The organism is Niabella soli DSM 19437 (assembly GCF_000243115.2).
GTDB classification, from domain to species: domain Bacteria; phylum Bacteroidota; class Bacteroidia; order Chitinophagales; family Chitinophagaceae; genus Niabella; species Niabella soli.
Map to the genome: position 1 here is coordinate 2,070,823 of NZ_CP007035.1, position 23,399 is coordinate 2,094,221.

19 protein-coding genes are annotated in these 23,399 nt (G+C 45.2%); 10 read left to right on the forward strand and 9 right to left on the reverse strand.

Annotated elements, in window-relative coordinates:
• Positions 1-23: 23 nt before the first annotated feature.
• The 5 genes from NIASO_RS08850 to NIASO_RS08870 all read left to right on the forward strand — a co-directional run bounded on the left by NIASO_RS08850 (position 24) and on the right by NIASO_RS08870 (position 4,011).
• Positions 24-380 (forward strand): YraN family protein, encoded by a 357-nt coding sequence (locus NIASO_RS08850; protein WP_008584255.1) that lies wholly within the window; start codon positions 24-26, stop codon positions 378-380.
• Positions 381-444: 64 nt separating this feature from the next.
• A complete protein-coding gene (locus tag NIASO_RS08855; protein WP_008584254.1) occupies positions 445-1,122 on the forward strand; it encodes a hypothetical protein in 678 nt (225 codons plus the stop codon).
• Positions 1,123-1,163: 41 nt separating this feature from the next.
• The gene (gene xerD / locus NIASO_RS08860; RefSeq protein WP_008584252.1) at positions 1,164-2,078 is read left to right on the forward strand and encodes a site-specific tyrosine recombinase XerD; all 915 of its coding nucleotides are present in this window, start codon (positions 1,164-1,166) and stop codon (positions 2,076-2,078) included.
• 202 nt (positions 2,079-2,280) lie between these two features.
• Positions 2,281-3,111, forward strand: a complete 831-nt coding sequence (locus NIASO_RS08865) for a DUF2911 domain-containing protein (protein ID WP_008584250.1) — start codon at positions 2,281-2,283, stop codon at positions 3,109-3,111.
• A gap of 18 nt (positions 3,112-3,129) precedes the next feature.
• On the forward strand, positions 3,130-4,011 hold the full coding sequence (locus tag NIASO_RS08870; protein ID WP_008584248.1) for a DUF6263 family protein: 882 nt from the start codon (positions 3,130-3,132) through the stop codon (positions 4,009-4,011).
• Positions 4,012-4,271: 260 nt separating this feature from the next.
• Here NIASO_RS08870 and NIASO_RS08875 read toward each other — a convergent pair whose 3' ends face one another.
• Complete coding sequence (locus NIASO_RS08875; RefSeq protein WP_008584246.1) at positions 4,272-6,410, reverse strand: S9 family peptidase; 2,139 nt, start codon at positions 6,408-6,410, stop codon at positions 4,272-4,274.
• 126 nt (positions 6,411-6,536) lie between these two features.
• Here NIASO_RS08875 and NIASO_RS08880 point away from each other — a divergent pair, with 126 nt between their 5' ends.
• The 3 genes from NIASO_RS08880 to NIASO_RS08890 all read left to right on the forward strand — a co-directional run bounded on the left by NIASO_RS08880 (position 6,537) and on the right by NIASO_RS08890 (position 11,051).
• Positions 6,537-7,034, forward strand: coding sequence for a hypothetical protein (locus NIASO_RS08880; protein WP_008584244.1), 498 nt, complete (start codon positions 6,537-6,539; stop codon positions 7,032-7,034).
• Positions 7,035-7,108: 74 nt separating this feature from the next.
• Positions 7,109-7,816 carry a peptidase associated/transthyretin-like domain-containing protein gene (locus tag NIASO_RS08885; protein ID WP_008584242.1) on the forward strand — a complete coding sequence of 236 codons (708 nt, stop codon included), beginning with the start codon at positions 7,109-7,111 and terminating at the stop codon, positions 7,814-7,816.
• 490 nt (positions 7,817-8,306) lie between these two features.
• Positions 8,307-11,051 carry a M16 family metallopeptidase gene (locus NIASO_RS08890; RefSeq protein ID WP_008584240.1) on the forward strand — a complete coding sequence of 915 codons (2,745 nt, stop codon included), beginning with the start codon at positions 8,307-8,309 and terminating at the stop codon, positions 11,049-11,051.
• Positions 11,052-11,053: 2 nt separating this feature from the next.
• Here NIASO_RS08890 and NIASO_RS08895 read toward each other — a convergent pair whose 3' ends face one another.
• The 7 genes from NIASO_RS08895 to NIASO_RS08925 form a co-directional block, all read right to left on the reverse strand.
• Positions 11,054-11,914, reverse strand: coding sequence for a hypothetical protein (locus NIASO_RS08895; RefSeq protein ID WP_008584239.1), 861 nt, complete (start codon positions 11,912-11,914; stop codon positions 11,054-11,056).
• 54 nt (positions 11,915-11,968) lie between these two features.
• On the reverse strand, positions 11,969-12,487 hold the full coding sequence (locus tag NIASO_RS08900) for a YdbT family protein (protein WP_071842258.1): 519 nt from the start codon (positions 12,485-12,487) through the stop codon (positions 11,969-11,971).
• A 164-nt stretch (positions 12,488-12,651) separates the two neighbouring features.
• Complete coding sequence (locus tag NIASO_RS08905) at positions 12,652-12,981, reverse strand: hypothetical protein (RefSeq protein WP_245605247.1); 330 nt, start codon at positions 12,979-12,981, stop codon at positions 12,652-12,654.
• Positions 12,982-13,256: 275 nt separating this feature from the next.
• Complete coding sequence (locus tag NIASO_RS08910; protein WP_008584234.1) at positions 13,257-14,072, reverse strand: M48 family metallopeptidase; 816 nt, start codon at positions 14,070-14,072, stop codon at positions 13,257-13,259.
• Positions 14,073-14,163: 91 nt separating this feature from the next.
• Positions 14,164-14,823 (reverse strand): glycerol-3-phosphate 1-O-acyltransferase PlsY, encoded by a 660-nt coding sequence (plsY, locus tag NIASO_RS08915; protein ID WP_008584232.1) that lies wholly within the window; start codon positions 14,821-14,823, stop codon positions 14,164-14,166.
• 75 nt (positions 14,824-14,898) lie between these two features.
• Positions 14,899-15,726, reverse strand: coding sequence for a 50S ribosomal protein L11 methyltransferase (prmA, locus tag NIASO_RS08920; RefSeq protein WP_008584230.1), 828 nt, complete (start codon positions 15,724-15,726; stop codon positions 14,899-14,901).
• 1 nt (position 15,727) lies between these two features.
• Positions 15,728-16,969 carry a DUF445 domain-containing protein gene (locus tag NIASO_RS08925; RefSeq protein ID WP_008584228.1) on the reverse strand — a complete coding sequence of 414 codons (1,242 nt, stop codon included), beginning with the start codon at positions 16,967-16,969 and terminating at the stop codon, positions 15,728-15,730.
• 618 nt (positions 16,970-17,587) lie between these two features.
• Here NIASO_RS08925 and NIASO_RS08930 point away from each other — a divergent pair.
• A complete protein-coding gene (locus NIASO_RS08930; protein WP_008584224.1) occupies positions 17,588-18,928 on the forward strand; it encodes an MATE family efflux transporter in 1,341 nt (446 codons plus the stop codon).
• A 171-nt stretch (positions 18,929-19,099) separates the two neighbouring features.
• Here the strand turns inward: NIASO_RS08930 and NIASO_RS08935 are convergent, their stop codons facing one another.
• Positions 19,100-21,547 carry a bifunctional YncE family protein/alkaline phosphatase family protein gene (locus NIASO_RS08935; RefSeq protein ID WP_008584222.1) on the reverse strand — a complete coding sequence of 816 codons (2,448 nt, stop codon included), beginning with the start codon at positions 21,545-21,547 and terminating at the stop codon, positions 19,100-19,102.
• A 141-nt stretch (positions 21,548-21,688) separates the two neighbouring features.
• Between NIASO_RS08935 and NIASO_RS08940 the strand changes: the two genes are divergently transcribed.
• Positions 21,689-22,876 (forward strand): dipeptidase, encoded by a 1,188-nt coding sequence (locus tag NIASO_RS08940; RefSeq protein WP_008584219.1) that lies wholly within the window; start codon positions 21,689-21,691, stop codon positions 22,874-22,876.
• The last annotated feature ends 523 nt before the right edge of the window (positions 22,877-23,399 follow it).

A 23,399-nucleotide genomic window follows, 5' to 3' on the forward strand; every position in this document is an offset into this window, starting at 1 on the left:
AACTTGGGGGTAAAGATAACCTAATGGCAACACATAATCAATTGGGGCAGGACGGGGAAGATATTGCGACCGCTTACTTTGTGCAAAGGAGTTACACCATCTTATTCAGAAACTGGCGGCATTCGCATTACGAGATCGACATCATCGCCGTTAAAAAAGACAAACTCCATTTTATTGAAGTAAAAACCAGAAGCAGCAGCCAATTTGGCTATCCTGAAGAAAGCGTAACCAAAAGAAAATTCAAATTTTTACAGCAGGCGGCTGATGCATTTTTGTACCAATACCCGCAATACCGGTGGATCCAATACGATATACTGGCGATCATTCATTCCAAAAACAAAACGCCGGAGTTTTTTTTACTGGAAGATGTATTTTTATAAATACTAAAGCTATTGCGCAAATTTGTAAATTAGCAATCTAAATTTTTATTAAAAAAACAGACCAATGAAGCTACAATCAATCGCTTTTGGAACAATTGTTCTTGCCACACTATTGGCTTCCTGCAAAGGAGGCAACAACACCGATGCCGCAGCATCCGGGTCCTTTTGTAAAGACTCTGCCTGTATGACGGAGCCGCTCCGGTTTGGAAGCCCTACGCCCGACAAACCTTTTGTGACGGTTTCGTTTAAGGACTGCAAAATCGATACCATCCATTGGGAGCGGGGAAAGAAAGAAGGCGTAACGGATATTATCTTCAAGGATTTTATACCTAATGATGTGCGGCCGAGTAAGTCCCTTTTCACCTGCGATATCGTTGCGGATAAATATGCCTGGCTAAAGTTCAATGATTGCCCTACCGGGAGAGGCTATCTGATCAAGCTTCCGTTCGATAAAAAGGGAACAACGGAAAAATACAGGAGCGCCATCAATAATTTTGATCCTAAATTTAAGGTGGCAGACGGGTTGGTAGCCTATTATGACAATACGTTTATCTATGTGGTAGATATCAATACCGGCCAAACAGCCCAGACCTTACTGACCGATACTGGCATTACCGGAATAGACTATGATAATGTACATTCTGTTATCGATTCAGTAAACATCACTAAAAGTAATATATATGCGAAAATCCTTTTTAAAGAAAAGGAAATTGTGCATAATGAACCTTTGGCGTTTAAATAATTTATACCCCTGCCTTGTTGCGGCAAGGCAGGATTTTTTTTATGTGGGAATCTTATAAAAAAAGTTTTCAATCGTATTTAAAACTGGAAAAATCGCTTTCCCCCAATTCTACAGAAGCGTACCTGCGGGATATTGACAAGCTGACTCAATACCTGGAAGCCGAGTCACCCAACAAAACTCCGGCGACCGTTATTTTAAATGATCTTCAGGCCTTTCTTGCCTGGATCGCCGAACTCGGCATGCAACCTACCTCACAGGCAAGGGTTATATCCGGCATAAAAGCATTTTATAAATTTTGCCTGCTTGAAAACATAGTACAACAGGATCCGGCATTGTTGCTGGAAGCACCCAAAACCAAAAGGGCCCTCCCGGATGTTTTGAGCATCGCAGAAATAGAACGGCTGATTTCCTGTATTGATTTGAGCAAACCCGAAGGCACCCGCAACAAAGCGATCATTGAAACCCTGTACGGATGCGGCTTACGGGTGAGCGAACTGGTAAACCTGCGCATTTCTCAATTGTATCTGGATGTAGGATATATCCGCGTAATCGGTAAAGGCAACAAAGAACGGTTGACGCCGATCGGTGATTCGGCGGCAAAGTATATCAAGATCTACATAAAGGAGATCCGCAATCATATTGCAGTAAAGCCCGGTAATGAGGACATCGTTTTCCTGAACAAAAGAGGTACCTTATTAAGCCGGGTAATGATCTTTTTAATTATCAAGGAGCTGGCCGCACAAGCACAGATAACAAAGACCATTTCCCCGCACACGTTCCGGCACTCGTTCGCCACACATTTGATCGAAGGGGGCGCCCACCTCCGTGCCGTACAGGAAATGCTGGGACATGAAAGCATTACGACCACCGAGATCTATACGCATCTTGACCGGGAATTTCTCAGAAAAACGCTTGATACGTACCATCCTTTATCACAAGGGTTTCATTCCAAATAGGACGCCCTATTTAACACCACCCATACGAAATTTCATTTGCAGGACAGGAGCAATTATTTTTTTAACAAGCTATGGGCGCATCCCGGATATTCCCTGTTGTGTTTCTTGACCGCTATCAAAAAACTGACGGCCATTTCCAATCGATCCACCGGGTGAAGAATAATACACTATTTTCGTAAGCACAACAACAAACACATTTACTATGAAACGTATTCTGACATTATTCTTTTTTACGGGGACCCTGCTGACGGCTAAAGCCCAGGTTAAAGTTCCTGCAGCAAGCCCCGTGCAAACAGTGAAACAGGATTTCGGACTCGGCACACTGGAATGGAGTTACAGTCGCCCCGGGTTGAAAGGAAGATCTGTATACACTGATGTTGCCCCCGCCGGAAAACTCTGGCGTACCGGCGCCAACAGCGCCACCACACTTACCGTGAGTGATGAAATAATAATCGGAGGAAAAACCATCGGAGCAGGAAAATATGGTTTGCTTACCATTCCGGCACCCAACACATGGGTGGTCATTATAACGAAACAAACCGACGTCACATCGGATCCGACGGTATATAAAGAAGGAGACGATGTGGTTCGCCTAAATATAAAACCGGTCGTTACCGCCACTTCCACGGAAACCTTCACTATTGAACTGGCGAATATAACCCCTGCCAGCGCAGAACTGCAATTGAAATGGGGGAAAGTGCTGATTGCTGTTCCGGTTAAAACCGCCATTGATGCACGCATTATGGCTTCCATAGACGCATCAATGCGATCAGACAAACCGGCTTATTTAGCTGCAGCCAACTATTATTACGACAACAATAAAGACATTACCAAAGCGGTGGAATGGTACAGCAAGGCAGTAGCAGCGCAACCCGAAGCCTATTGGGCTCAGTATTATTATGCAAGGGCGCTGGCAAAGGCCGGAAGGAAAAAAGAAGCAAAAGCCGCTGCTGAAAAATCAAAGCAACAGGCTACAGACAAGCATAACCCGGATTATATTACCCTGAATGAAAAGTTGCTTTCTACCTTATAAATCCCCAAAAACAAAATAATGAAAAAAACACTTTTAACTATCGGTGCGCTATTTACAATAAGCAGCACGGTCCTTTTTGCGCAAACCATCACGCTAAAATTTAATCCGGCAAACGGAAGTAGTTACCTGAATACAACCCGGGCGGTTATGAAAATAAACCAGACGGTTATGGGACAAACCATGGAGATCAACAGTACCAGTAATACAGATTTAACTTATAAAATTGCCGATGCCGCTCCGGATAAAAATCTTGATATTACTTATAACAAGATCAATATGACCATGGAAGCAATGGGTCAGCAAATGAATTTTGACAGTGAGAGTGCGGACACCACTAACCAGGGCAGCAAAGCCTTCAGAGCCGTTAAAGGATCAAAAGTCACGGTTTTAGTCGGAAGCGATGGAACAGTGAAAAGTGTAAAGGGGGCTGATAAAATTGCCGCTAAAGCGAGCGCCGGCAACCGGCAAACACAAGAGCTTCTTAACCGGTTATTTTCTGAAAGCGCGTTAAAAAGCTCTTTTGAACAGCTTTTTAAATTTTATCCTCATGAGCCGGTAAAACAAGGCAGCACCTGGACATCGACCACAAAGATCGCAAGCCCTTATGCAATGACACTTCAAAACAACTATACCCTGGTTAAGATTGACGGCGATAAAAGTACCCTTAAAATTGACGGAAAAGCCGGCACTGACGGAAGTGTTAAATTCGAACAACAGGGAATGACCATGGATATTACGCTTAACGGAACCAGCGCAGGCACGATGGAGATTGACAATAAAACCGGGATGCCTGAAAATACAGATATCACACAGCACCTCAAAGGTACCGTCAACGCCATGGGCCAGGAAGTCCCGGTCGAGATCCATATAGAATCAAAAAGCAGCGTACAAAAACAATAGCAAAAGTTATCCTCCCCGGAGTGTTGCTATAAGCGACAAAACAGGCCGGGGCCGGCAAAAAAAGCCCTCATTGTCATGCCTCCCGATAGCCATCGGGATGGTCCGACATCTAAATTTACGAGTGATGCTCAATAGATTCTGAAACAGTTTAGAACGACAACGGGTTCTCAACGGGCTTTTTAGTCAGCCCCACACCGGAGCAATAAAAAAGCGGCGGGATTGAAGAACCCCGTCGCTTTTACTTGGCATCCCATTTTATTTTACTTCACTTCTATTTTATAATCTTTTGGAGGCACCGCACCCTGCAGGTTTTCAACAAAATAATCCCAGCGCCGGCGCATCATGTAATAAGAATCCTCTCCGTAACCGTGGCGGGCATTGGGTATTACCAACAGGTCAAACGACTTATTGGCCTTAATTAAGGCATCCACAACCAGGTAGGTATTGTAAGGCGGCACATTGTCGTCCATGCCCCCGGTAACCAATAATAACTTTCCCTGCAGGTTCTTTGCATACAATTCATTCGCCTGTTTTGCATAATTATCGCCTGCTTCAAGGCCAATATACCGCTCGCCCCAATCGTCTTCATAATTGCGGTTGTCGTGGTTGCCGGATTCTGCAATGCCCACTTTAAAAAACTCGGGGAATTTAAATAGTGCCGAAGCGGTTGCAAATCCGCCACCTGAGTGCCCCCAGATGCCCACGCGGTTTAAATCCATAAACCCGTTCTTTGCCGCCAGTTGCTTCACCCCTGCAATCTGGTCGTGCAAGGTATTCTCGGCCATATTGCCGTAGCAGACGTCATGAAACGCTTTGGAACGATTGGGATTACAGCTTCCCTCCAAACGTACCACAATGAATCCCAGTTCAGCCAATGCCTGGAAATCGCCGCCCGCCACGTTAAAGGACCAGTTACCCACACTTCCGCCCTGGGGGCCGGGATAAATATAAACGACAACGGGATATTTTTTTGAAACATCCAGGCGGCTGGGTTTATAAAGCAACCCATAAAGATCAAACTGGTTATTGGCCGATTTTACAGAAAACAGTTCCGGCGCCACCCAGCCCGCAGCTTTCAGTGTCTCCGGCTTTATACTTCCCAGCTCACCGAGGGTATTGCCCGCTGTATTTTTAAGTTTGATCACCGGTGGAACCGTTGGTGTAGAATAATTATCTACAAAATAATTGCCATCCGGAGAAAAACTTGCCCGGTGGTTGCCGGGTTCAGGCGTAAGGTTCTGCAACCCTTTTCCATCGAAACTAATTTTATAGAAGTGGCTGTAATAGGGATTCTCCCCTGGTTCTTTGCCCTTCGCCTCAAAGATTATTTTGCGAGTTTTACCATCGGCGCGTAGCATTTGGGTTACCACAAAATCGCCTTTTGTTATTTGATTTTTTAATTTCCCTGAGGTAAGGTCATATAAATACAAATGCCCCCAGCCATCGCGCTCAGAATACCAGATCAGTTCATTTGTTTCGGGCATAAACTGCCAGTTGATCTTCCCCTGCCCGGATTCATATTGGGTGGCTACTTTTTCTTCCATTACTGTTCTTACTTCCCCGGATGCCGCATCGGCGACCCGGAACGTTGCTACTTTATGATCCCGGCTAACAGAAACAAAAGCGAGCTGTTTACTGTTGCCGCCCCACTGGTTATCCCCCAGACTTCCATCCACTGCGATGTCGTCGCTCAGCGTGCCGCGGTGCTCATCCGCCGCCATTTTTAAACGAACGGTGGCAGCCGTTTCCACATCAATTATTACCCGATGAATTTTCGCAATACTGCTATCTCCCGGCAGCGGATATTTCCATTTTTCCAGTTCGGGCGCCCCTACTTTGGTGCGCACCAGGTACATATCATGCAGGTGCCGGTCATCCTGCTGATACGTGGCAACCTTCTTACTATCCGGCGACCAAAGCACGATGGGGCTTTCAGAATGTTTCCACCCGGCATTATCCGTTGCATAACCAAAGTTTTCCATGCCATCGCGAGTCAGTTGTTTTTCCGTGCCGGTGGTAATGTCCTTTACCCAAAGATTCCAATCTTTTATGTAAACCGCTTTTCTTCCGTCGGGCGACACCGCAAACGCAGCCGCGGCCCTTCTTCTGCCCAAATTCTTTTCCTCCGAAGGTGCTTTGTCCGTTGTGGTCCTGCTTCCGCCCTTTACGGCCGGATCCATAACAATATACTTTCCGCTTTCTGGTTCTTTAAACCATAATTTACCATCGGGCAGCCACTGGGGCATAATGTTTTGTTTGGCGTAGGCTTTTGCTGCGGGACCGCCGGACATCATGCTGACCGCACGGTCATAATCGCTGGCGGTAAACAGTTTTTTCTCCTGTGCCCGCACGGTAATCCCCAAAAACAGGAGGGTTCCGGCAATAAGGTATTGCTTCATATTGACTTAATATTATTGTAAAAAATAATTCGCCAAAATAGCAGATTTTTTCGGAAATTTGATAGAGACGGGGTTTCTATTTGATGAGCGGGTGTTACATTCCAGCATTTTGTTTAAAAAGCGCAAATGAAGAATGACAATGTGGCCATACCGTTTTTATTTGTATTCCTGGCATTATGGGTGTGTACCGGCTGTCAGAAGAATAAAGATGCGGCGCCCGGCTCCTACCAATTGATCACCATTTATGAAAACCCGCTTCCCGACCCGGTAACCATCCAGTTTATAAACGGCAGTATTACTCCAAAGGGAGATACACTTATTCGTTATGAGTTTGACAAGATCATGATCGATCCCAATTCGAGTACGCAGATCATGCAGGATGTTTGTTTAAAAGACTGCCCCGATAAAAAAACAATGGTAGAACCGAATATGGCAAAAATAACCATTGGCAACCGGCAAAGAACAGATGTCGATTATAATGTGGTTCCCCTAAACAATGCAGCAGCCCACACAGACAGCATTAATATCTTCAATAAACTTCATTGGTCTGTTTCCCGAATGAACACCGGTCAGGTTATTAAAATTTATAAGATCATCCAGGGCGAATATTTTAATACAAAATAGCATCCGACAGCTTTAACAAAAGATTGGATCAGTCACTGACGGTATAATAAAAAGCCTTTTTATTTTTAATCCAGATGTTACGTGCTTTAACCATATTTATTTTATTGCTGTCTGCTGCAACTGCTTTTTCCCAAACAAAAACTTATTTAAAAGGAAATATATTTTTGTACAGCAATGATACGCCCGTGCCCGGCGCCACCATAACCAACCTGAATACCCGGCAATCTTCGGTTTCCACTTCTGCCGGCACCTATCAAATTCCGGCCTCCAATAAGGATATAATCGTATTCTCATCCAGCGGATTAAAAAGTGATACGGTAAAAGTTGAAGAACAGTTGTTAAAAACGGGCTATGACGTTGGGCTTACAGTTGATGGCAAGCTGCTGAAGAACGTAACCGTAACCTCCAGTTACCAGTTGGATTCATTGCGCCGCAGGGGCGATTATGCTAAAATTTATGAAAAACAGCCCGGCCTTACCGGCGGCAATACCCCGGAAGCAGGCTTTGGCCTCGTCTTAAGTCCGATCAGTTATTTTTCAAAAAGGGCCAAAAAGACCCGGCAGTTTAGAAAGCGATTGAAGAAGGAAGAAGAAGATGCCTATATCGACTATGTTTTTTCGCCGATGTGGGTAAGCAAGCTCACCGGATTAAAAGGCGATTCGCTGCATTTATTCCTTTACCAATACCGCCCCACCTATGATATGGCCCGTATGCTTGACCGCCCCAGTATGATTGCCTATATTAACGACCGGTATAAAGAGTTTATCCGGAAGAAAGATTAAACGCGTCCTATACTATTCTATTTAATGATCTTAGAATACGAGGAGAGGATTCCTGCTACCGCAATTATCATACTTTTAATGTCTTGGCATATTCGCATCCGTCTTATAATGAGCCGGAATCAAAATTATTCTTAAAGGGTACCTATGGCACACCAAACGATCTGTGGTTGTAACCAGTCTACCAATAGGTTGTTCCTCCCGAACAAAACAAACGAAATGGTCTCGCCTCACGACTTTTTGCATCAGCACCCCGTTGAATAATGCCTTCGGCATTACCCGTTTTCAGCACCATATATTATAATGATTGAACGTGCCGCGTAGTGGCTACCCATAGAAGGACAATAATGTTAATTTTGATGGCGGTTCAGTATTAATGATTCATTCCCGTCCGACTGGCGTCCGCCGCGTGGGCTGACGGGCTAGGCACAATAAAAATGCCGGTCGCGCTTTCCGGTATTCTTCTTATTTTTAAGCAAAGAAAATTGCTTTTATGAAAAAAAATCAACTCCTGCTTATTTGCCTTATCACTATTATAAGCACCCTTCATGCCCAGGTAAAACCCAAAACTAATACAGGGAATCAGCCCACATTTGTAACGGCTGTGGAAGGTGTGAACGAATACCGTCTGCCGAACGGCCTTCAAATATTATTAGTGCCGGATGCAGCGCAAACAAATGTTATCGTAAATATCGTATACCATGTCGGTTCCCGCAACGAAGGATACGGTGAAACCGGAATGGCGCATTTACTGGAGCACATGCTTTTTAAAGGCTCTAAAAAATTCTCCAGCATCAAACAAACTATTGCCGACAAAGGAGCCTCGGCAAACGGGACCACCTGGTACGACCGGACCAATTACTTCGAGATCCTTCCGGCTACAGACAGTAACCTGCTTTGGGCACTGGATATGGAATCCGACCGCATGGTGCACTCGCTGATGCGAAACGAAGATCTGCAGAAAGAATTTTCTGTGGTCCGTAATGAATTTGAAGCGGGGGAAAACGATCCTGGCTCCGTTTTGATGGAGCGCGTACTTTCCACCATGTACTTGTGGCATAATTACGGCAAATCCACCATCGGAAGTAAAGAAGATATTGAACAGGTACCCATCGGCAACCTGAAAGAATTTTATCAAAAATATTACCAGCCGGACAATGCCACTTTAATAATAGGAGGAAAATTTGATGAGAAAAAAACGCTCTCCTGGATCGGAAATTATTTTGGTGCTATTCCCAAACCACAGCGGGTATTACGCGCGCCGTACACCGTAGAACCACCACAGGACGGAGAACGTTTTGTGGAGCTGCGCCGCAACGGAGATATGCAATATGTAGGTCTTGGGTATCACACGCCCGCGTATTCCGATAAAGATTATGTAGCCAATGATGCCGCCATTGAAATTTTGACCAATAATCCTTCCGGTGTTTTTTACAAGGCATTGGTCGACACAAAACTCGCTACCAAGGTTTCCGGCTGGAGCCAGCAACTCTATGATCCCGGTTTTACTTATTTCAGTTGCGATGTGCCGCTGGGCCAAAATCTCGACAGCGCTAAAAAGGCGTTCCTGGCCAGCGCCGATGGCATTTCCGCCCTTGCTATTACAGAAGCGGACCTGGAGCGGGCGAAAAACGCGTTGTCCAAACAGCTTTTCAATACACAAAATAATACGATCAGCTTCTGTGTTGCGCTGACGGAAATCATTGGCGCAGGCGACTGGCGGCTATTTTATATATATCGCGACCGGCTGGAAAAATTAACATTAGCGGATGTGCAAAGTGTTCTAAAAAAATATTATCTCCCCAGCAATCGCACATATGGTGTATTTATTCCCGACAAAGAAGCGGAGAAAAACCGGGTTGCGGTTAACAACCGCCCGGACATTGCAGCTCTCGTAAAAGGTTATAAGGGAAAAGCGGTTACTGCGCAAACAGAAAGCTTTGATGCCAGCATTGACAACATTAAAAAGAGCACTCAATATGGCACCTTGTCCAATGGCCTGAAATATGCGCTGCTGAAAAAGCCGGCAAAAGGCGATAAGATCAGCGCACGGATCACGCTGAAGCTAGGCGACGAGCAAAGTCTAATGAACAAGGGACTGGTACCCGAGTTAACTGCCCGCATGCTTAAAAATGGTACGACGAGCAAAAACAAAAAAGAGATCAATGACCTGCTGGATAAGTTAAAGACCAGCCTGCGCATTTCGGGCAATGCGCAAACCGTTTCCATAAACATAAGCACGGACAAGGAGAACATGAATCCTGCCCTGGAACTGCTGGCCGACATTTTGCTACATCCTTCATTTGATAAAAATGAATTTGACAAAATGGTGCTGGATCTTAAAGGAGAGTACGAATCTAACCAAAGCGATCCGCAATACCTTGCATCCAACGCGGTAAGCAAAAAAACGTCGCTCTACCCCAAGGGGCATCCTTTTTATCCAAACAGCATCAGCGAAGCGTTGACTGATCTTCAAAAAGTAACCGTAGATGACCTCCGGAATTTCTACCAGGCATTTTATGGCGCTAACCATGCTATTGCAGCTTTTACGGGCGCTATCGATAACCAGGCGGTCGTGTCATTCCTGGAAAAAAACCTGGCGGCATTTAACAGCAAACAAGCCTATAAAGAAATTACAGATCAATATTTTGATGTAAAAGGCAGCCTCGAAGCCATCAATGTTACGGATAAGAAAAATGCGGTTTGCATGGGAGCATTGAACCTGCCGGTTAAGGAATCTGATGCCGATTTTCCGGCGCTTGAAATGGCCAATGAGCTGTTGGGCGGCGGCGCCTTCCTTTCGTCCCGTATCCCGCAACGCCTCCGGGAAACGGACGGCATGAGTTATGGCGCGGGCTCCTACCTGTCTGGCAATTATAAATACGCGGCTTCTACCTGGGGCGTGTATGCCATCTTTAATCCTATGTATAAAAATAAGCTGGACAGCGCCCTGCATGAAGAGATCAATAAGGCGCTCAGCGCGGGCTTTAAAGAAGAGGAACTAAAAAAATCGAGGGAAAGCTGGTTGCAGCAACGGAAGACCAACCTGGGTTTTGATAATTATCTTTCTTACCTGCTTTCTTCTTACATGCAGGATGAAAAGGACCTGACGTATTTTACAGAATATGAGAACAAGGTAAAAAAGTTAACCCTTAAAGATGTAAACGCTGCGTTGAAAAAATATATCGATCCGGCGAAAGCCACGCTGATTTACGCAGGTGATTTTAATAAAAAATAGCGTTATACTTTTTCAAGCGTCATCCGGATCTGATAGTGCAGGTGCTCATGGATCCGCTCATCAAAGCAGAGCTTTGCGGCAGTAATGCTGCCATCGTATTTTTTAAAAATATATTTAACAGAAAGATTAAAATCAAAATTATCGATGGAGTTATGCCGGGTTTTGGAATAAACCTGTTCCAGTTTTTGCCGGGCCACTTCATCGAAATTGAGGAGGGTCGCATTTAGTTTTATGTGAAACTCCGATGCTTCGTCATTCAATATATCAGTGTGCCAGGCATATTCATAAAGCTGCTCTTCCAGTAGCCGTGAGTGCTGTATATAAGGTCGGGTGCAGTTTCCCGGCGTTTTAACCTCATTAAAACCCAAAAATTCCGGCAGCAGCAGGGAGTACTGAAAATTATTCCGGAGTACCTGCTCCAGGTTGTTGAGATCATACTGATATGCCTGGACAAACTTTTGTTGTTCGCGGGTGGACGTAAAGGTTTTGGCCAACTCATGCTGCACCCAATAATGCCAGTCCGCCAGCACTTCTTCCCTGTTAGCCATTTCGAGCACTTCTCCATTCCGGTTTCTTTTAAACACCAGTCGCCGGTTAATCGCAGCCAGGGACAGCATCTGCTGCAATTGCTGTTCCATTGCCGGTTGGTCTGTCTCACCTTTTATATCACTCCACCCGATGGCCGTATAAACAGCATCCGCTGCAAGCTGCTGTTCATACTCCACGTTGCCGGAAACCTTTATCATTACCGGGTTTCGTCCTTTTTCATAACAAAACCGGTTCACTGTTTCTATCCGGTACTTTTTCGAATGGGGTTTCAGGTACCGGCTGAGTGTTGAATTGTTTAAAGGGATTGTTTCCATATGGAGGTTTTAGAAGGTTAACCGAAAATAAAAAAATTTCCGGATCAGCGGTGCTTACAGGATTACAAAATTTTTGTTTTTACTTCCCCCGGGCTTGCCGTTGCCGGCACCTTTATTCATTCGTTCCTTTAGGATATCGTATATTTCTCTTTTTTCTTTCCTGGATAATACATTTAAAGTAACCAGTTTTTTTCGTCCGGCCAGTGTTTCAATTTCCAAAGCGTCGCCTTTCCAAAAACTTTCTGTATAGGCAATATTGGTGATCGCGGAATACGGTACAAATACGAATGGATTCAAATCGAAAGCCACTCGTTCCATTTTGCTGCTTCCGGTAATTTCTTTGTAATAAAAACCCTTGTCGTCAAGCTTAGCGCGTAGCACCTTTCCCCTATATTTCAAAGAGAAATAACCCATAATAATAAATCCTACTTTAAAGATCAACATCAATAAGGAAACCAAAAAAAATGCTGGACTTCTGAAATCAATAACCATGGCTTGAAAGTTATCCCAAAAAGAACCGCCCGGATCAAACCCTATAAACGACATAGAAATGCCCATAGCAATCAATAGCATCCCAACGACTATCGACCTAAACCCAGATAAGTAATATGTTTTTACTCCCATACTAATCAGGCCTTATGAATTCCATGGCCGCAAAATTATACGTTACAAAAAAACCCCACACCTTTTATTGGCATGGGGTATCAACAATTTTGAACGCCGGTCTGCTTTACAGCTTATACCAGCTCTGCTCTTCTTTTACCTTTAACGGAAGTACCTGCGGTACGCTCATTTTCGCAACACTTCTCAAACCGGGTGGCCGTCCACACATGATCCAGCTCCACACTATCCTTTCCCGAATATCCATGGTCCGTAAGTTGGCACCAGCTACGCTCCCTGTTTAAATCAGTAACGATCTTTGAGGTCGATTTGGGATGTGCCACCCAAAACTTGGTGTTCTCTTTCAAAGAAGGCATCACATCATTCAGAATACCATTCAATTGGTTTTCGTTCACTGCAAACACCAATGCAAAGTCCAGCTTCCTTGAACGAAGCAAGGGAGTCATGTTTTTTGCAAATGATAATTTACTGAACTGTTTTTCGATTGAAGACGGAAGTCCTTGGATTAAGAGATTTTTTTCTTCTGCGTACTGTAGTTTTTCGAACACTGTTTGAATCATAAGAACTCTGAAGGGGTTTATTAAAAAATCTGACAATAATCTTTTTTGGCAAACACCTGCACAATCAGAGTGCAAAAGTACAAAAAAAAAGTGTTTCGGACAAATCTTTAACAAAAAGCCCCTGTTGCGTACAACGGGGGCCATAATAGCTTTATAAATAATTACTTGTTTACCGGGCGATAATATTTCATTGCTTCCGGCATAAATTTCTGTAATTGCTCTATCCTATGCTCTGGCCCGGGGTGAGTGCTCAAAAATTCCGGCGTTGATCCGCTGCCGGCTTTGGCCTGCATTCTTTGCCATAATCCAATGGCTTCCTGTGGATTATAGCCCGCCATGGCGGCCCATATTATGCCATAATGATCGGCCTCCAGCTCCTGCTTGCGGGAAAAGGCCAGCAAGCCTACCTGGGAGCCTACGCCTACCGCCGCGCCAAATAACTGCCTTACCCCCGGCGATGTTTTGTTAGCGGCAAAAGCATCCAGTATATTGGTACCAAACTGCGCTGCCATCCCCTGGCTCATACGCTCATTGGTATGACCAAACAGCGCATGGCTTACTTCATGCCCCAGCACATTGGCCAGGGCCGCTTCATTTTGGGTAATGGGCAGCAAGCCTGTATACACCACAATTTTGCCGCCGGGCATGCACCAGGCATTGGCCTCATTACTTTGCACCAGCCGGGTTTCCCATTGATACCCGCTTAAATCATTACTAAGATTATTCTGACGGTAATAGGCATTCACAGCATTGATGATCCGCTGCCCCACCCGGTTCACCATTTCCGCATCCCTGTTATTGGAAGAAGCAGTAACTACCTTGTTGCTTGACAGGAAGGACTGATATTCGGTAACGGCCATTTGCTGCAACTGAGATTCGGGCAATAACTTCATCTGACTTCTGCCGGTGACCGCATTTGTGGCGCATCCATAAAATAAAGTAGCGCCGGCTAATACAAAAAGCGCATTTTTAAGCATAGCTATACACATTTAATTTTGATTTAAAAACTTATAGGGTACCAAAATCAGGCCAGTATTGGTATTGGAACAAACTTAAAAAAAGAAAGGCTTAAAGACTTCGGCTGTTGCGTTGCTGCCGGCGGCGGTCCCTGTTTTTAAAAATAGGAACTTTATTTTCGCCACCCCGGATGATGCGCCCGATATTCTTTTGATGGGTAAGAATCACCAGTAAGGCTACTGCAACGGCAAAGACCCTGTAAAAGTGATTGTCTACATTAAAGATGACCAAAATAAATAACGGGAAGGCCAGGCTGGCCAGAATAGAACTTAAAGATACAAAACGGGTCAGGTACAGCACTAATAAAAACACACCAGAGCATGCCAGCGCTGTCCAGGGGCTTATCCCAATGATAATCCCGAACAGGGTGGCCACGCCTTTTCCACCACGAAAATTAGCCCATATAGGAAATATATGACCCAATACCGCGGCCATACCAAATATCAACTGAATATTTAAATAGATGATTTCATTATTGGCATATTCCGGCAGAAAGGTGGCCAGCTTTACGGCAAGAAACCCCTTTAGCGAATCGCAGATCATCACGAAGGATCCCCAGCGGGGGCCCAGCACCCGAAAGGTATTGGTGGCGCCTGCATTACCACTTCCATACTCTCTTATATCAATCCCAAAAAAACCTTTACTTACCCAAACTGATGTAGGAATACTACCAAGGCAATACGCTAATAAAAAGAGTAGTACATAGTTCATGTATATCCGGCTAAGTGAGGGGCAAAGGTAATGATAAAAAACAATAGCGCCTTAATAATTCATTAACACTCAATGCTATTTTTGTGCGTAGCACCTGATACACAACCAGTTATTTTTTACTATAGTATTTGTTAAAATTAGTCCCGCTGCTTTTACAAATGTCGTCATTTCTACCTCATCGCTTGCCAAAAGACCGCTCAGCAGCAACGTTCCGCCCGGCGTCAATTGCGCTTTTAATTGGGGAATAGTGGCCAGTAAAATATTTTTATTGATGTTGGCCAAAATAACATCAAATGTTCTTTGCTGATTGGCGCTGTCAGAAAGTATCAGTTCAATACCGGCGGCATCGTTTATTTCAAAATTTTCCTTTGCATTGGCGATGCTCCATTCGTCCAGATCGGTAGCCCGTATGGATGCCGCTCCCAGTTTTTTTGCAAGTATGGCAAGAATGCCGGTACCGGTGCCAAAGTCGAATACCGATTTATTTTTAAAATCGATGGTCTGCATTTGCTGCATCATTAACCAGGTAGTGGCATGATGCCCTGTGCCAAAGCTCATTTTAGGATTGATAAGAACCTCATGTTGTGCTGCGGGAAAGGGCGGATGGAACGAGGCGCGCACGGCAACAAAATCGTCCACCAGCACCGGTTCAAAATTTGATTCCCATAACGCATTCCAGTTTTGGGCTGCCAGTTCTTTTACCTCATAACGCAACTCCAGTTCTTTTGCCAAATGATCCAGCGTTTCGTTATCAATTTTATTACTGCTGAAGAAAGCAGTTACGGTAAGTTCGCCTTCTTCAAAGCCGTCTGCTTTTTCCGCAAGTGCCGCTATTAGTAAATCTGCCCTTGCTGCGGTAACGTTCGTAAACACTACTTCTGTATATTTTTCGTTCAATTCCATTTTAAATCAGTTTGCTGATTGCATAAATAAGCAATCCCACCAGTCCGCCAACCAATGTTCCGTTGATGCGAATAAACTGCAGATCCTTGCCCACTTCCAGCTCCAGTTTACTGCTCAACTCCTTTCCTTCCCAATTGCCAACGGTATTGCTGATGAGCGCACCCGCCTGCTTCGTATTTCTTAAAATATACGTGTAGGCATTGTAGCGGATCCACCCGTCAATACGGTTTCTCAACACTTCATCCTGTTGCAAATTACGGGCAAGATCCTGAACCGACCTTGTAAAATAATTTTTAAGCGCTGAATGTTCTGCGGAAAGATCATTGATAATACTCATTTGCACGCTTTTCCAGATCGCCGCAGCGTACTCTTTTAATTTGTCTGGCGGCAGCAATTGTTCTTTCAACGCTTTTAATTCCGTTTCCCATTTAGGATTCGTTTTTAATGCTGAGGCAAAGAGCTCTAATTGTTTATTTACGTCATTACGGATCTTGTGCGTTGGATCCTTTTCAATTTCATCCAGATACTTGGCGATACCCGCTGTAAGTTTTTCTGCAATATAATTATCAACAAAGCCAGGAATTAAAAAATGACTTTCCTGCTTTACTTTCTGTTTTATCAGGTCTTCATTATTGAGCACATATTGCCGCACCTTATTTACCACAAAATTCAATACCCGCTCGTGGTCACCCCGCGCTATTACGAGCTGCAGCCCATTGGCAACCACTTCATTCAATTTAATATCGTTTACCAGCCCTCCTGCCTTTTTTGCAATAAAATCAGTAACGATTGTATCGTCTGCGGTTGTCGCCATTTGTTTGATCAGCCGTGTTGCTTCCGATACCAATAATGCCACATTAGACTCCTTCCCCAGCCAACCGGCAATAAAAGCGCTCACCTGCAGTTTATCGATATAAGGGCGGAGCGTAGTTGCGTTTAAAAAATTATCCACCACAAAATTGCCCAGGTTCGCGCCGATACTTTTTTTCCGGCTTTCGATCAGGTTCGTATGCGGAATGGGAAGCCCGAGGGGATGATGAAACAAGGCCGTAACGGCAAACCAATCGGCCAAAGCGCCCACCATTGCCGCTTCTGCAAAGGCTTTCACATACCCGATCCAGGGCGCTGTACTGGTTTTTAAAAGATATACGCACCCAATAAAAACAAGCATCATCAATAAAAACAAACCTGTTGCCAGTGTTTTATGCCTGCGTAACTGTACTGCTTTTATGTCGTTATTCATTATTATTAGTTAAACGGATGCTGGTTATTATATGCGTAATGCTTAACGCGCAACGCCTAATGCCTTAGCGCTCCTGCATTCTGCATTAAGCATTCAGCATTCTGCGTTCTGCATCCCCTAAAAGTATAAAAATTATGCCGATTCAACCTCGGGAACCAGGGCGAACGCAAAAATCCAAAAGCTGCCACAAATCCTCCAGAGGCGGACACAGTTCCATCGTTCTGCGTTGCGCCATAATTTAAGGATACAACGAAATTTTTTAAACCACATAGATAACAGGGGACATAAAACACATTAGCTATGTTCCCCGCCGTGGCGGGGATTCTATGCCGCCTTAAACGCTATGATTTCTATTGCGGCTATGTGTCCGCCCGGATGAACTCCGTTCGGACGGGGTTTAAAATCAGTCTAAACGATTTCGTTGTACAGAATACACAAATAGGGCATCTATTATCCTAATAAAGACGAATTCCCCGTGCACTCCTGGCGCAAAGCCTCGGAGCGGAATTGCCACTGAAACGCAGAAACACTGAAAACCCTCTGTGCCTCAGTGGCTTTCTGCACCATTAGAAAAATTTATCGGTCAACCCTGCCCCGGGAGCGTTAATTTTGCCGCGCATGAATTACCAGACCGAATCGAAAAGAACCCTGCATCTCGCTTTTCCTATTATCCTGGGAGAGCTGGCCCAGATATCTTTGCATCTTGTTGATACCGCCATGATCGGGGCATTGGGATATAAAGAGCTGGCGGCTGCGGCATTGGTTTTGAACGTGATCAATATTCCTTTTGTATTAGGCATTGGTATTACCATTTCTGTAGCGCAGATGGTTTCGCTGGCAAAAGGGCGGTTCGACCGGCAGCTCATCTCCCATTATCTTTACAACGGTTTTATTCTTTGCACGATTGCCGCTTTTGTTATTTCAGGAATTTTAATCGCCGGCACCCCGGTGCTGAATCATCTCGACCAGAAGGATCCGCAGGTAGTAGCCTACGCCGTACCGCTGATGCGGATCATGGGATTATCGATTATCCCGATGATCCTTTTTATGACCTTAAAACAATTTGCAGACGGGCTGCAATACACTAAAACAGCCATGACGCTTTCCGTAGTGGCCGTTCCGTTAAATGCGCTGCTGAACTGGGTGTTCATTTACGGGCACTTCGGTATTCCGGCTTTTGGGCTGATCGGCGCAGGGTATGCCACGCTGATTACGCGTACCCTCATCTTTATTATTTTGGCCGTTGTCATTTTAAGGCACCGTATTTTTCAGCCCTATATGGCGGTTGCCAGGAATCAATGGCGGTTACAATGGGGCACCATAAAACAATTATTGAAAATAGGCGTTCCCAGCAGCTTGCAGATCGGGATGGAAGCCGGTGCTTTTGCGCTCTCAGGCATCATCATGGGTACGATCAGTGCCACCACCCAGGCGGCCCATCAGATTGCATTGAGTTGCGCTTCGTTCACTTTTATGGTGTCGATGGGCCTGTCGCAGGCAGGGTCTATCCGGGTAAGTACCGCTTTTGGCTCCCGCGATCTGAAACGCATTTCGGTGATCGGCAAAAGCACGATCCTGCTGGCGCTGATCTATGGATCGTGCTGCTGCCTGCTGTTCATCCTGTTGCGGTATCAGCTACCTCATCTTTTTAATACTAATACCGAAGTACTTTCTATGGCAGCCACCCTCCTGTTAATGGCGGCTGTGTTCCAGATCTCCGATTCCATACAAGCCATCAGCGCCGGGCTGTTACGCGGGATTAAGGACGTAAACGTTCCCACATTTTTTATTGCGATCGCCTACTGGGTACTGGGAATTCCTGTGGGTTGCTTACTGGCCTTTCACTTTGATATGGGCGGTGTGGGCATCTGGCTGGGATTGATCGCCGGCCTCAGCTTTTCTGCATTGTTTTTGACACTACGGTTTTTGAAGAAAGCAAAGGCAAATGTGGAAATATGAAAATGTGAGTAATGAGGCTTAGGAAACTACAAACTAGCGCATTTTATTAGGCCACAAAGGCACTAAGCCACTAATTTATTATTCTTGGAGCCTTCGTGTCTTCGTGGCATCAGACATTATATACTAGACTTAACACTAGCACACTTTCACATTCATCACATTTTCACATTATTAGTCATCATCCTTCCTCGCATCTTTCTTCTTTTCTTTAAATTGCAGGAAAGCTGCGCGTACCGGGGAAGGCGCCGGAGTGCCTTTGAGGCCCATCCACAAAATATCATTAAATACCAGGTCGGGCACGGCATCTTCCTCGGACCAGTTGAATTTTTCACTCATTAGCGCCAGTTTGCCTTTTGAGGGATTTCGATCGCTCAGATTAACATTTGCCGGCAGGTGATCAAACCCTGTATAATCCGCTTTACTTGTAAAGCTGCGCCAGAGCGGTGTTGCAGCGGCATCATATTGTGTCATTGGCGGCATTCCCAGGATCAGTTCCATGGTCCGTAATACTCCAGTGGTCGAATACATCGTATGATCCACATAATTTCTTTTTACATAGGGACTGATCACATAAGCGGTACTGCGATGCGCATCCACATGATCGGGACCGTTCTGCGCATCATCTTCCAGGATAAAAATCGCACACTCCTTCCATATCGGGCTCTTGCTGATATAGTCGATAAACATACCCACGGCCAGATCATTATCTGCTACATGGGCATAAGGCGTATGTCTTCCCGCGCGCATGCCTTCCGTATGATCATTCCCGAAACGTACAGTTGACAATTGCGGCAGTGCATGGATCGCCAACAGCGAATCAAAATCCTTTTTCCATTGCTGAAAACGCGTGGTATCCGCTACCGACAAATTAAATCCCGTATAGGTAGCAAAATGCCCTTTCAACACCTCCAGGTTTGCTTTTCCATTGTCAGCAAACTCACCATACGTGCGAAAAGATACTTTATTCCGTTTGGCATGATCCCAGATAAATCCATCCCTGTTGTTGGCGATCTTGCGCTCGCCCTCTCCGCCATAGGTACCGCCGCGACCGCCATAGCTGGAAGGCCATGTTTTTTCAAGGTAGTCGGTTGCATAAGCGCCCATGCTCCAGTTATGCCCGTCCGCGCTCACTTCAGCATTTACATAAAAATTATCCAGCAGCACAAAATCGTTTACAATTTTATGCAGGTTGGGGGTGATCCGTTTGCCAAAGATGCAAAGACTGGTATCACCATTGCCTTTTTCCACATCGCCCAAAACCTGGTCGAACGTGCGGTTCTCTTTGATCACATAAAAAACATATTTGATCGGGGAAGCCCCGCCCACTTTCATCGGAATGGGATTACCTGCCTCGCCCGATGCGATCAGTTCCTTATCTTTTGAGTACGGCGTATTTTTATAAACGGCCTGCGAATACACGGCGAGCTGCTGTGCCGTGGGCGTGGGAATAAAACTTAATGTGCCGGTAAATAACCCGGCAATGTATTGCACTTTTGCAGGCTGGTTGTTATCTCCCTTATGCCTTGCCACTGACTCCTTTGTATGGGTTGGATTGGGCCCGTAAGGATTGGGCAACGAAGACAGCCCCTTACCATTGGTTACCAGCAACTGGTTCCCAACCACCCTTACATTGGTGGGGTACCAACCTACCGGGATAAATCCCTTCGATACGGAGTTGCCGGTATTGCTTATGTCAAAAACCGCCAGGCAATTATTATCGGCATTAGCTACATATAACGTTTTGTTATCTTCAGAAAGCGCCACCCCGTTACTGGTAGAGCCGCTGGGCGCATTAGGATATAATGCGGCATTCAGCGTTTCTACAACCGCACGGGTTTCGGTATTTATAACCGATACGCTATTGTCGTTGGCGTTGGCAACAAACAATAATTTCCCGTTCTTGCTTAATGTCATTTCGTTCGGATGGCTGCCCACATGGATCTGGGCGGCTATTTTCTGCGCCGTTACATCCCATATCAACACTTTAGCATCCCCCCAAACACTAATATACAGGAGCTTCCTGTCCGGAGATAATTTACAGGCATACGCTTCTGCCCCCAACCCGATCTTATTCTTTATTTTCTTGGTGTTCAGATCAAACACATAAAGACTGCTGTCTTCCCGGGTAACCACATACAACTGGTTGGTTGTTTTATCATCCACATCCAGCCCGGCAGTACCAATTCTATTGGGCCATTTTTTCCCCAATACAAAAGAGTCCTTTAAGGCCAGCCTGTTCTTTTTTATCTCGTAACGATCCACCTGGTTATTATGCCCGCCCGAAGCGTAAATAAACTGATCGTTACCACTAAAAGCCAGTCCGTACCAGGATCTGGCGATAATGATACTGTCCAGCCGTTTTTGACTTTTGATATCGATCAGGTCTATCGTTTGTGTGCTTTGCCCGTTATTGGTTACTGCCGCTAATTTGCGGCTATTGCTTATCACCAGGTTTAACGGAAGGTCCCCCAACGTAATATTAGTGCCTGCCGGCGTTAGCGACCACTCATTAGGCAGTTGTATTTTTTTCGCTTCCAACTGCTGCAGGGTTTGAGCAGTTGTTATAAACGGCAGGCCCAGCATCAAGCCGCCGATAAAGGCTTTACCAATTGATTTCATCCCACAAATTACTTCGTTTTCTATAAATAAAAATAGGTTTAGAAAGATAAATAAAGAAAAGTTAATACAGATAACATACATATTGAAACAGAATCCGGACTATTTTAGACTTACAAGCGGTATAATTTTTATCTTCATTGCATGAATTTATTTAACCCGATACGGTTGCTCATTGGGCTGATTTGCCTCACCCCTGTTTTAGTAACGGCGCAAAATGCGGCAACCATTCATAGCAAAGCCATCCTGGTAGATGGACATAATGATGTCATCTATTCATCAATCTGGAATGGAAAGGACATTTCCCGGCCGGTACCCGAGGGGCAGACCGATTTTCCCCGCTGGAAAAAAGGCGGGCTGGATGTTCAGTTCTTTTCCGTGTTTACCGACCCCGAGCCCCGCAGTAAACTGGGTTTATTTACCGATGCCAATGACCAGATCGATTCGCTGGATGCATTGATCCAAAGGAACCCCCAATCCATAGTGCTGGCGCGATCTTATAAGGACATCATGAAAGGCATCCGTGAAAAAAAGATCGTTGCGCTTATTGGTGTGGAAGGAGGGCATATGATCGAAAACGATATGAACAAGCTGATAGCGTTACAGAAAAGAGGGATGCGCTATCTTACCCTTACCTGGAACAACAGTACTCCCTGGGCTACCAGCGCTATGGACGAAACCTTACATGCCGATACCCTGAAACACAAGGGGCTGACGGATTTCGGCAAGACGATAGTACGCAAGCTGAATGAACTGGGCGTACTGGTAGACCTTTCCCATACTGGTGAGCAAACCTTTTATGACGCCATCGCCACCAGCACCAGGCCCGTTATTTTATCGCATAGTTCGGTGTATAACATCTGTCCCGTATTCCGCAATGTGAAAGACGACCAGATAAAAGCTGTGGCAAAAAATGGCGGGGTCATCTGCATTAATTTCTTCTCGGGTTTCATCAGTAAAAAATATGCAGCTAAATCAGAGCAACTGTTGCAATATGATAAACAGTTCACAGACTCTGTGTATGCCCTTACGCATGATTCTGTTGAAACAAAAAAACAATGGGCGCATTACTACAAGGAACAGACGGAGCCCCTGCGGCCAACCCTGTCTGATGTGGTCGATCATATCGACTATATCGTAAAACTGGTGGGTGACGACTACGTCGGGATCGGCTCGGATTTTGACGGCATCACTTCCGTTCCCATAGGGCTCGAAGACGTAAGCTGCTATCCGGCGATCACGGCGGAACTGTTACGCCGGGGTTATTCTGAAAAATCCATTGACAAGATCCTCGGCGGAAATGTATTGCGGGTAATAAAAGCAAATTTTTGATTAATACTTCATTCAGTATGAAAATGCGCAATGGAATTATCGAAAAGCCGGGTTATAGCTTGACGGCATTTTTTTGGGAATCGTAGTATAATATCGTTTCTTTAAGCGTTGAATGCTCTCTTTTTTCCACTTTTTTCCCGAAAGCATTCGGGACCAAAAAGTAGAGCAAAAAGGGCAGGATCAAACGAATGCCTCCGGCCGTTTGACCGCCCACGCACACGAAAACACAAATCGAAAAGTGACCTCAAGGTTTTATTGAAGGGAAAAGTTGAAGTTGCTGTTTCCTCCACGCCGTAGGTCCCTTACCGCGCTGTCCCGATGGCTATCGCATGTGCGTCAAGCTAAGCGCGACATTCAATCTGCTGAAACTGCAACTACACCAGCATTTGAGCCATTTTCGCTCCGTTAGGAGCGTTGTGTTTATAGCAATCGCAATGGTATTTGCTCGGGCTCCGTAGGACGCCCCGTGTTTACGCGGCACCTGACGGAGCCGATGCGTTGCGTAGATGATCATGACTACTAT

Bases quoted from the DNA above. Each gene is read 5' to 3' on its own strand.
- NIASO_RS08850 (WP_008584255.1), top strand. From the start codon at position 24: ATGGCAACACATAATCAATTGGGGCAGGACGGGGAAGATATTGCGACC.
- NIASO_RS08855 (WP_008584254.1), top strand. From the start codon at position 445: ATGAAGCTACAATCAATCGCTTTTGGAACAATTGTTCTTGCCACACTA.
- xerD (WP_008584252.1), top strand. From the start codon at position 1,164: ATGTGGGAATCTTATAAAAAAAGTTTTCAATCGTATTTAAAACTGGAA.
- NIASO_RS08865 (WP_008584250.1), top strand. From the start codon at position 2,281: ATGAAACGTATTCTGACATTATTCTTTTTTACGGGGACCCTGCTGACG.
- NIASO_RS08870 (WP_008584248.1), top strand. From the start codon at position 3,130: ATGAAAAAAACACTTTTAACTATCGGTGCGCTATTTACAATAAGCAGC.
- NIASO_RS08875 (WP_008584246.1), bottom strand. From the start codon at position 6,410: ATGAAGCAATACCTTATTGCCGGAACCCTCCTGTTTTTGGGGATTACC.
- NIASO_RS08880 (WP_008584244.1), top strand. From the start codon at position 6,537: ATGAAGAATGACAATGTGGCCATACCGTTTTTATTTGTATTCCTGGCA.
- NIASO_RS08885 (WP_008584242.1), top strand. From the start codon at position 7,109: ATGTTACGTGCTTTAACCATATTTATTTTATTGCTGTCTGCTGCAACT.
- NIASO_RS08890 (WP_008584240.1), top strand. From the start codon at position 8,307: ATGAAAAAAAATCAACTCCTGCTTATTTGCCTTATCACTATTATAAGC.
- NIASO_RS08895 (WP_008584239.1), bottom strand. From the start codon at position 11,914: ATGGAAACAATCCCTTTAAACAATTCAACACTCAGCCGGTACCTGAAA.
- NIASO_RS08900 (WP_071842258.1), bottom strand. From the start codon at position 12,487: ATGCTATTGATTGCTATGGGCATTTCTATGTCGTTTATAGGGTTTGAT.
- NIASO_RS08905 (WP_245605247.1), bottom strand. From the start codon at position 12,981: ATGACTCCCTTGCTTCGTTCAAGGAAGCTGGACTTTGCATTGGTGTTT.
- NIASO_RS08910 (WP_008584234.1), bottom strand. From the start codon at position 14,072: ATGCTTAAAAATGCGCTTTTTGTATTAGCCGGCGCTACTTTATTTTAT.
- plsY (WP_008584232.1), bottom strand. From the start codon at position 14,823: ATGAACTATGTACTACTCTTTTTATTAGCGTATTGCCTTGGTAGTATT.
- prmA (WP_008584230.1), bottom strand. From the start codon at position 15,726: ATGGAATTGAACGAAAAATATACAGAAGTAGTGTTTACGAACGTTACC.
- NIASO_RS08925 (WP_008584228.1), bottom strand. From the start codon at position 16,969: ATGAATAACGACATAAAAGCAGTACAGTTACGCAGGCATAAAACACTG.
- NIASO_RS08930 (WP_008584224.1), top strand. From the start codon at position 17,588: ATGAATTACCAGACCGAATCGAAAAGAACCCTGCATCTCGCTTTTCCT.
- NIASO_RS08935 (WP_008584222.1), bottom strand. From the start codon at position 21,547: ATGAAATCAATTGGTAAAGCCTTTATCGGCGGCTTGATGCTGGGCCTG.
- NIASO_RS08940 (WP_008584219.1), top strand. From the start codon at position 21,689: ATGAATTTATTTAACCCGATACGGTTGCTCATTGGGCTGATTTGCCTC.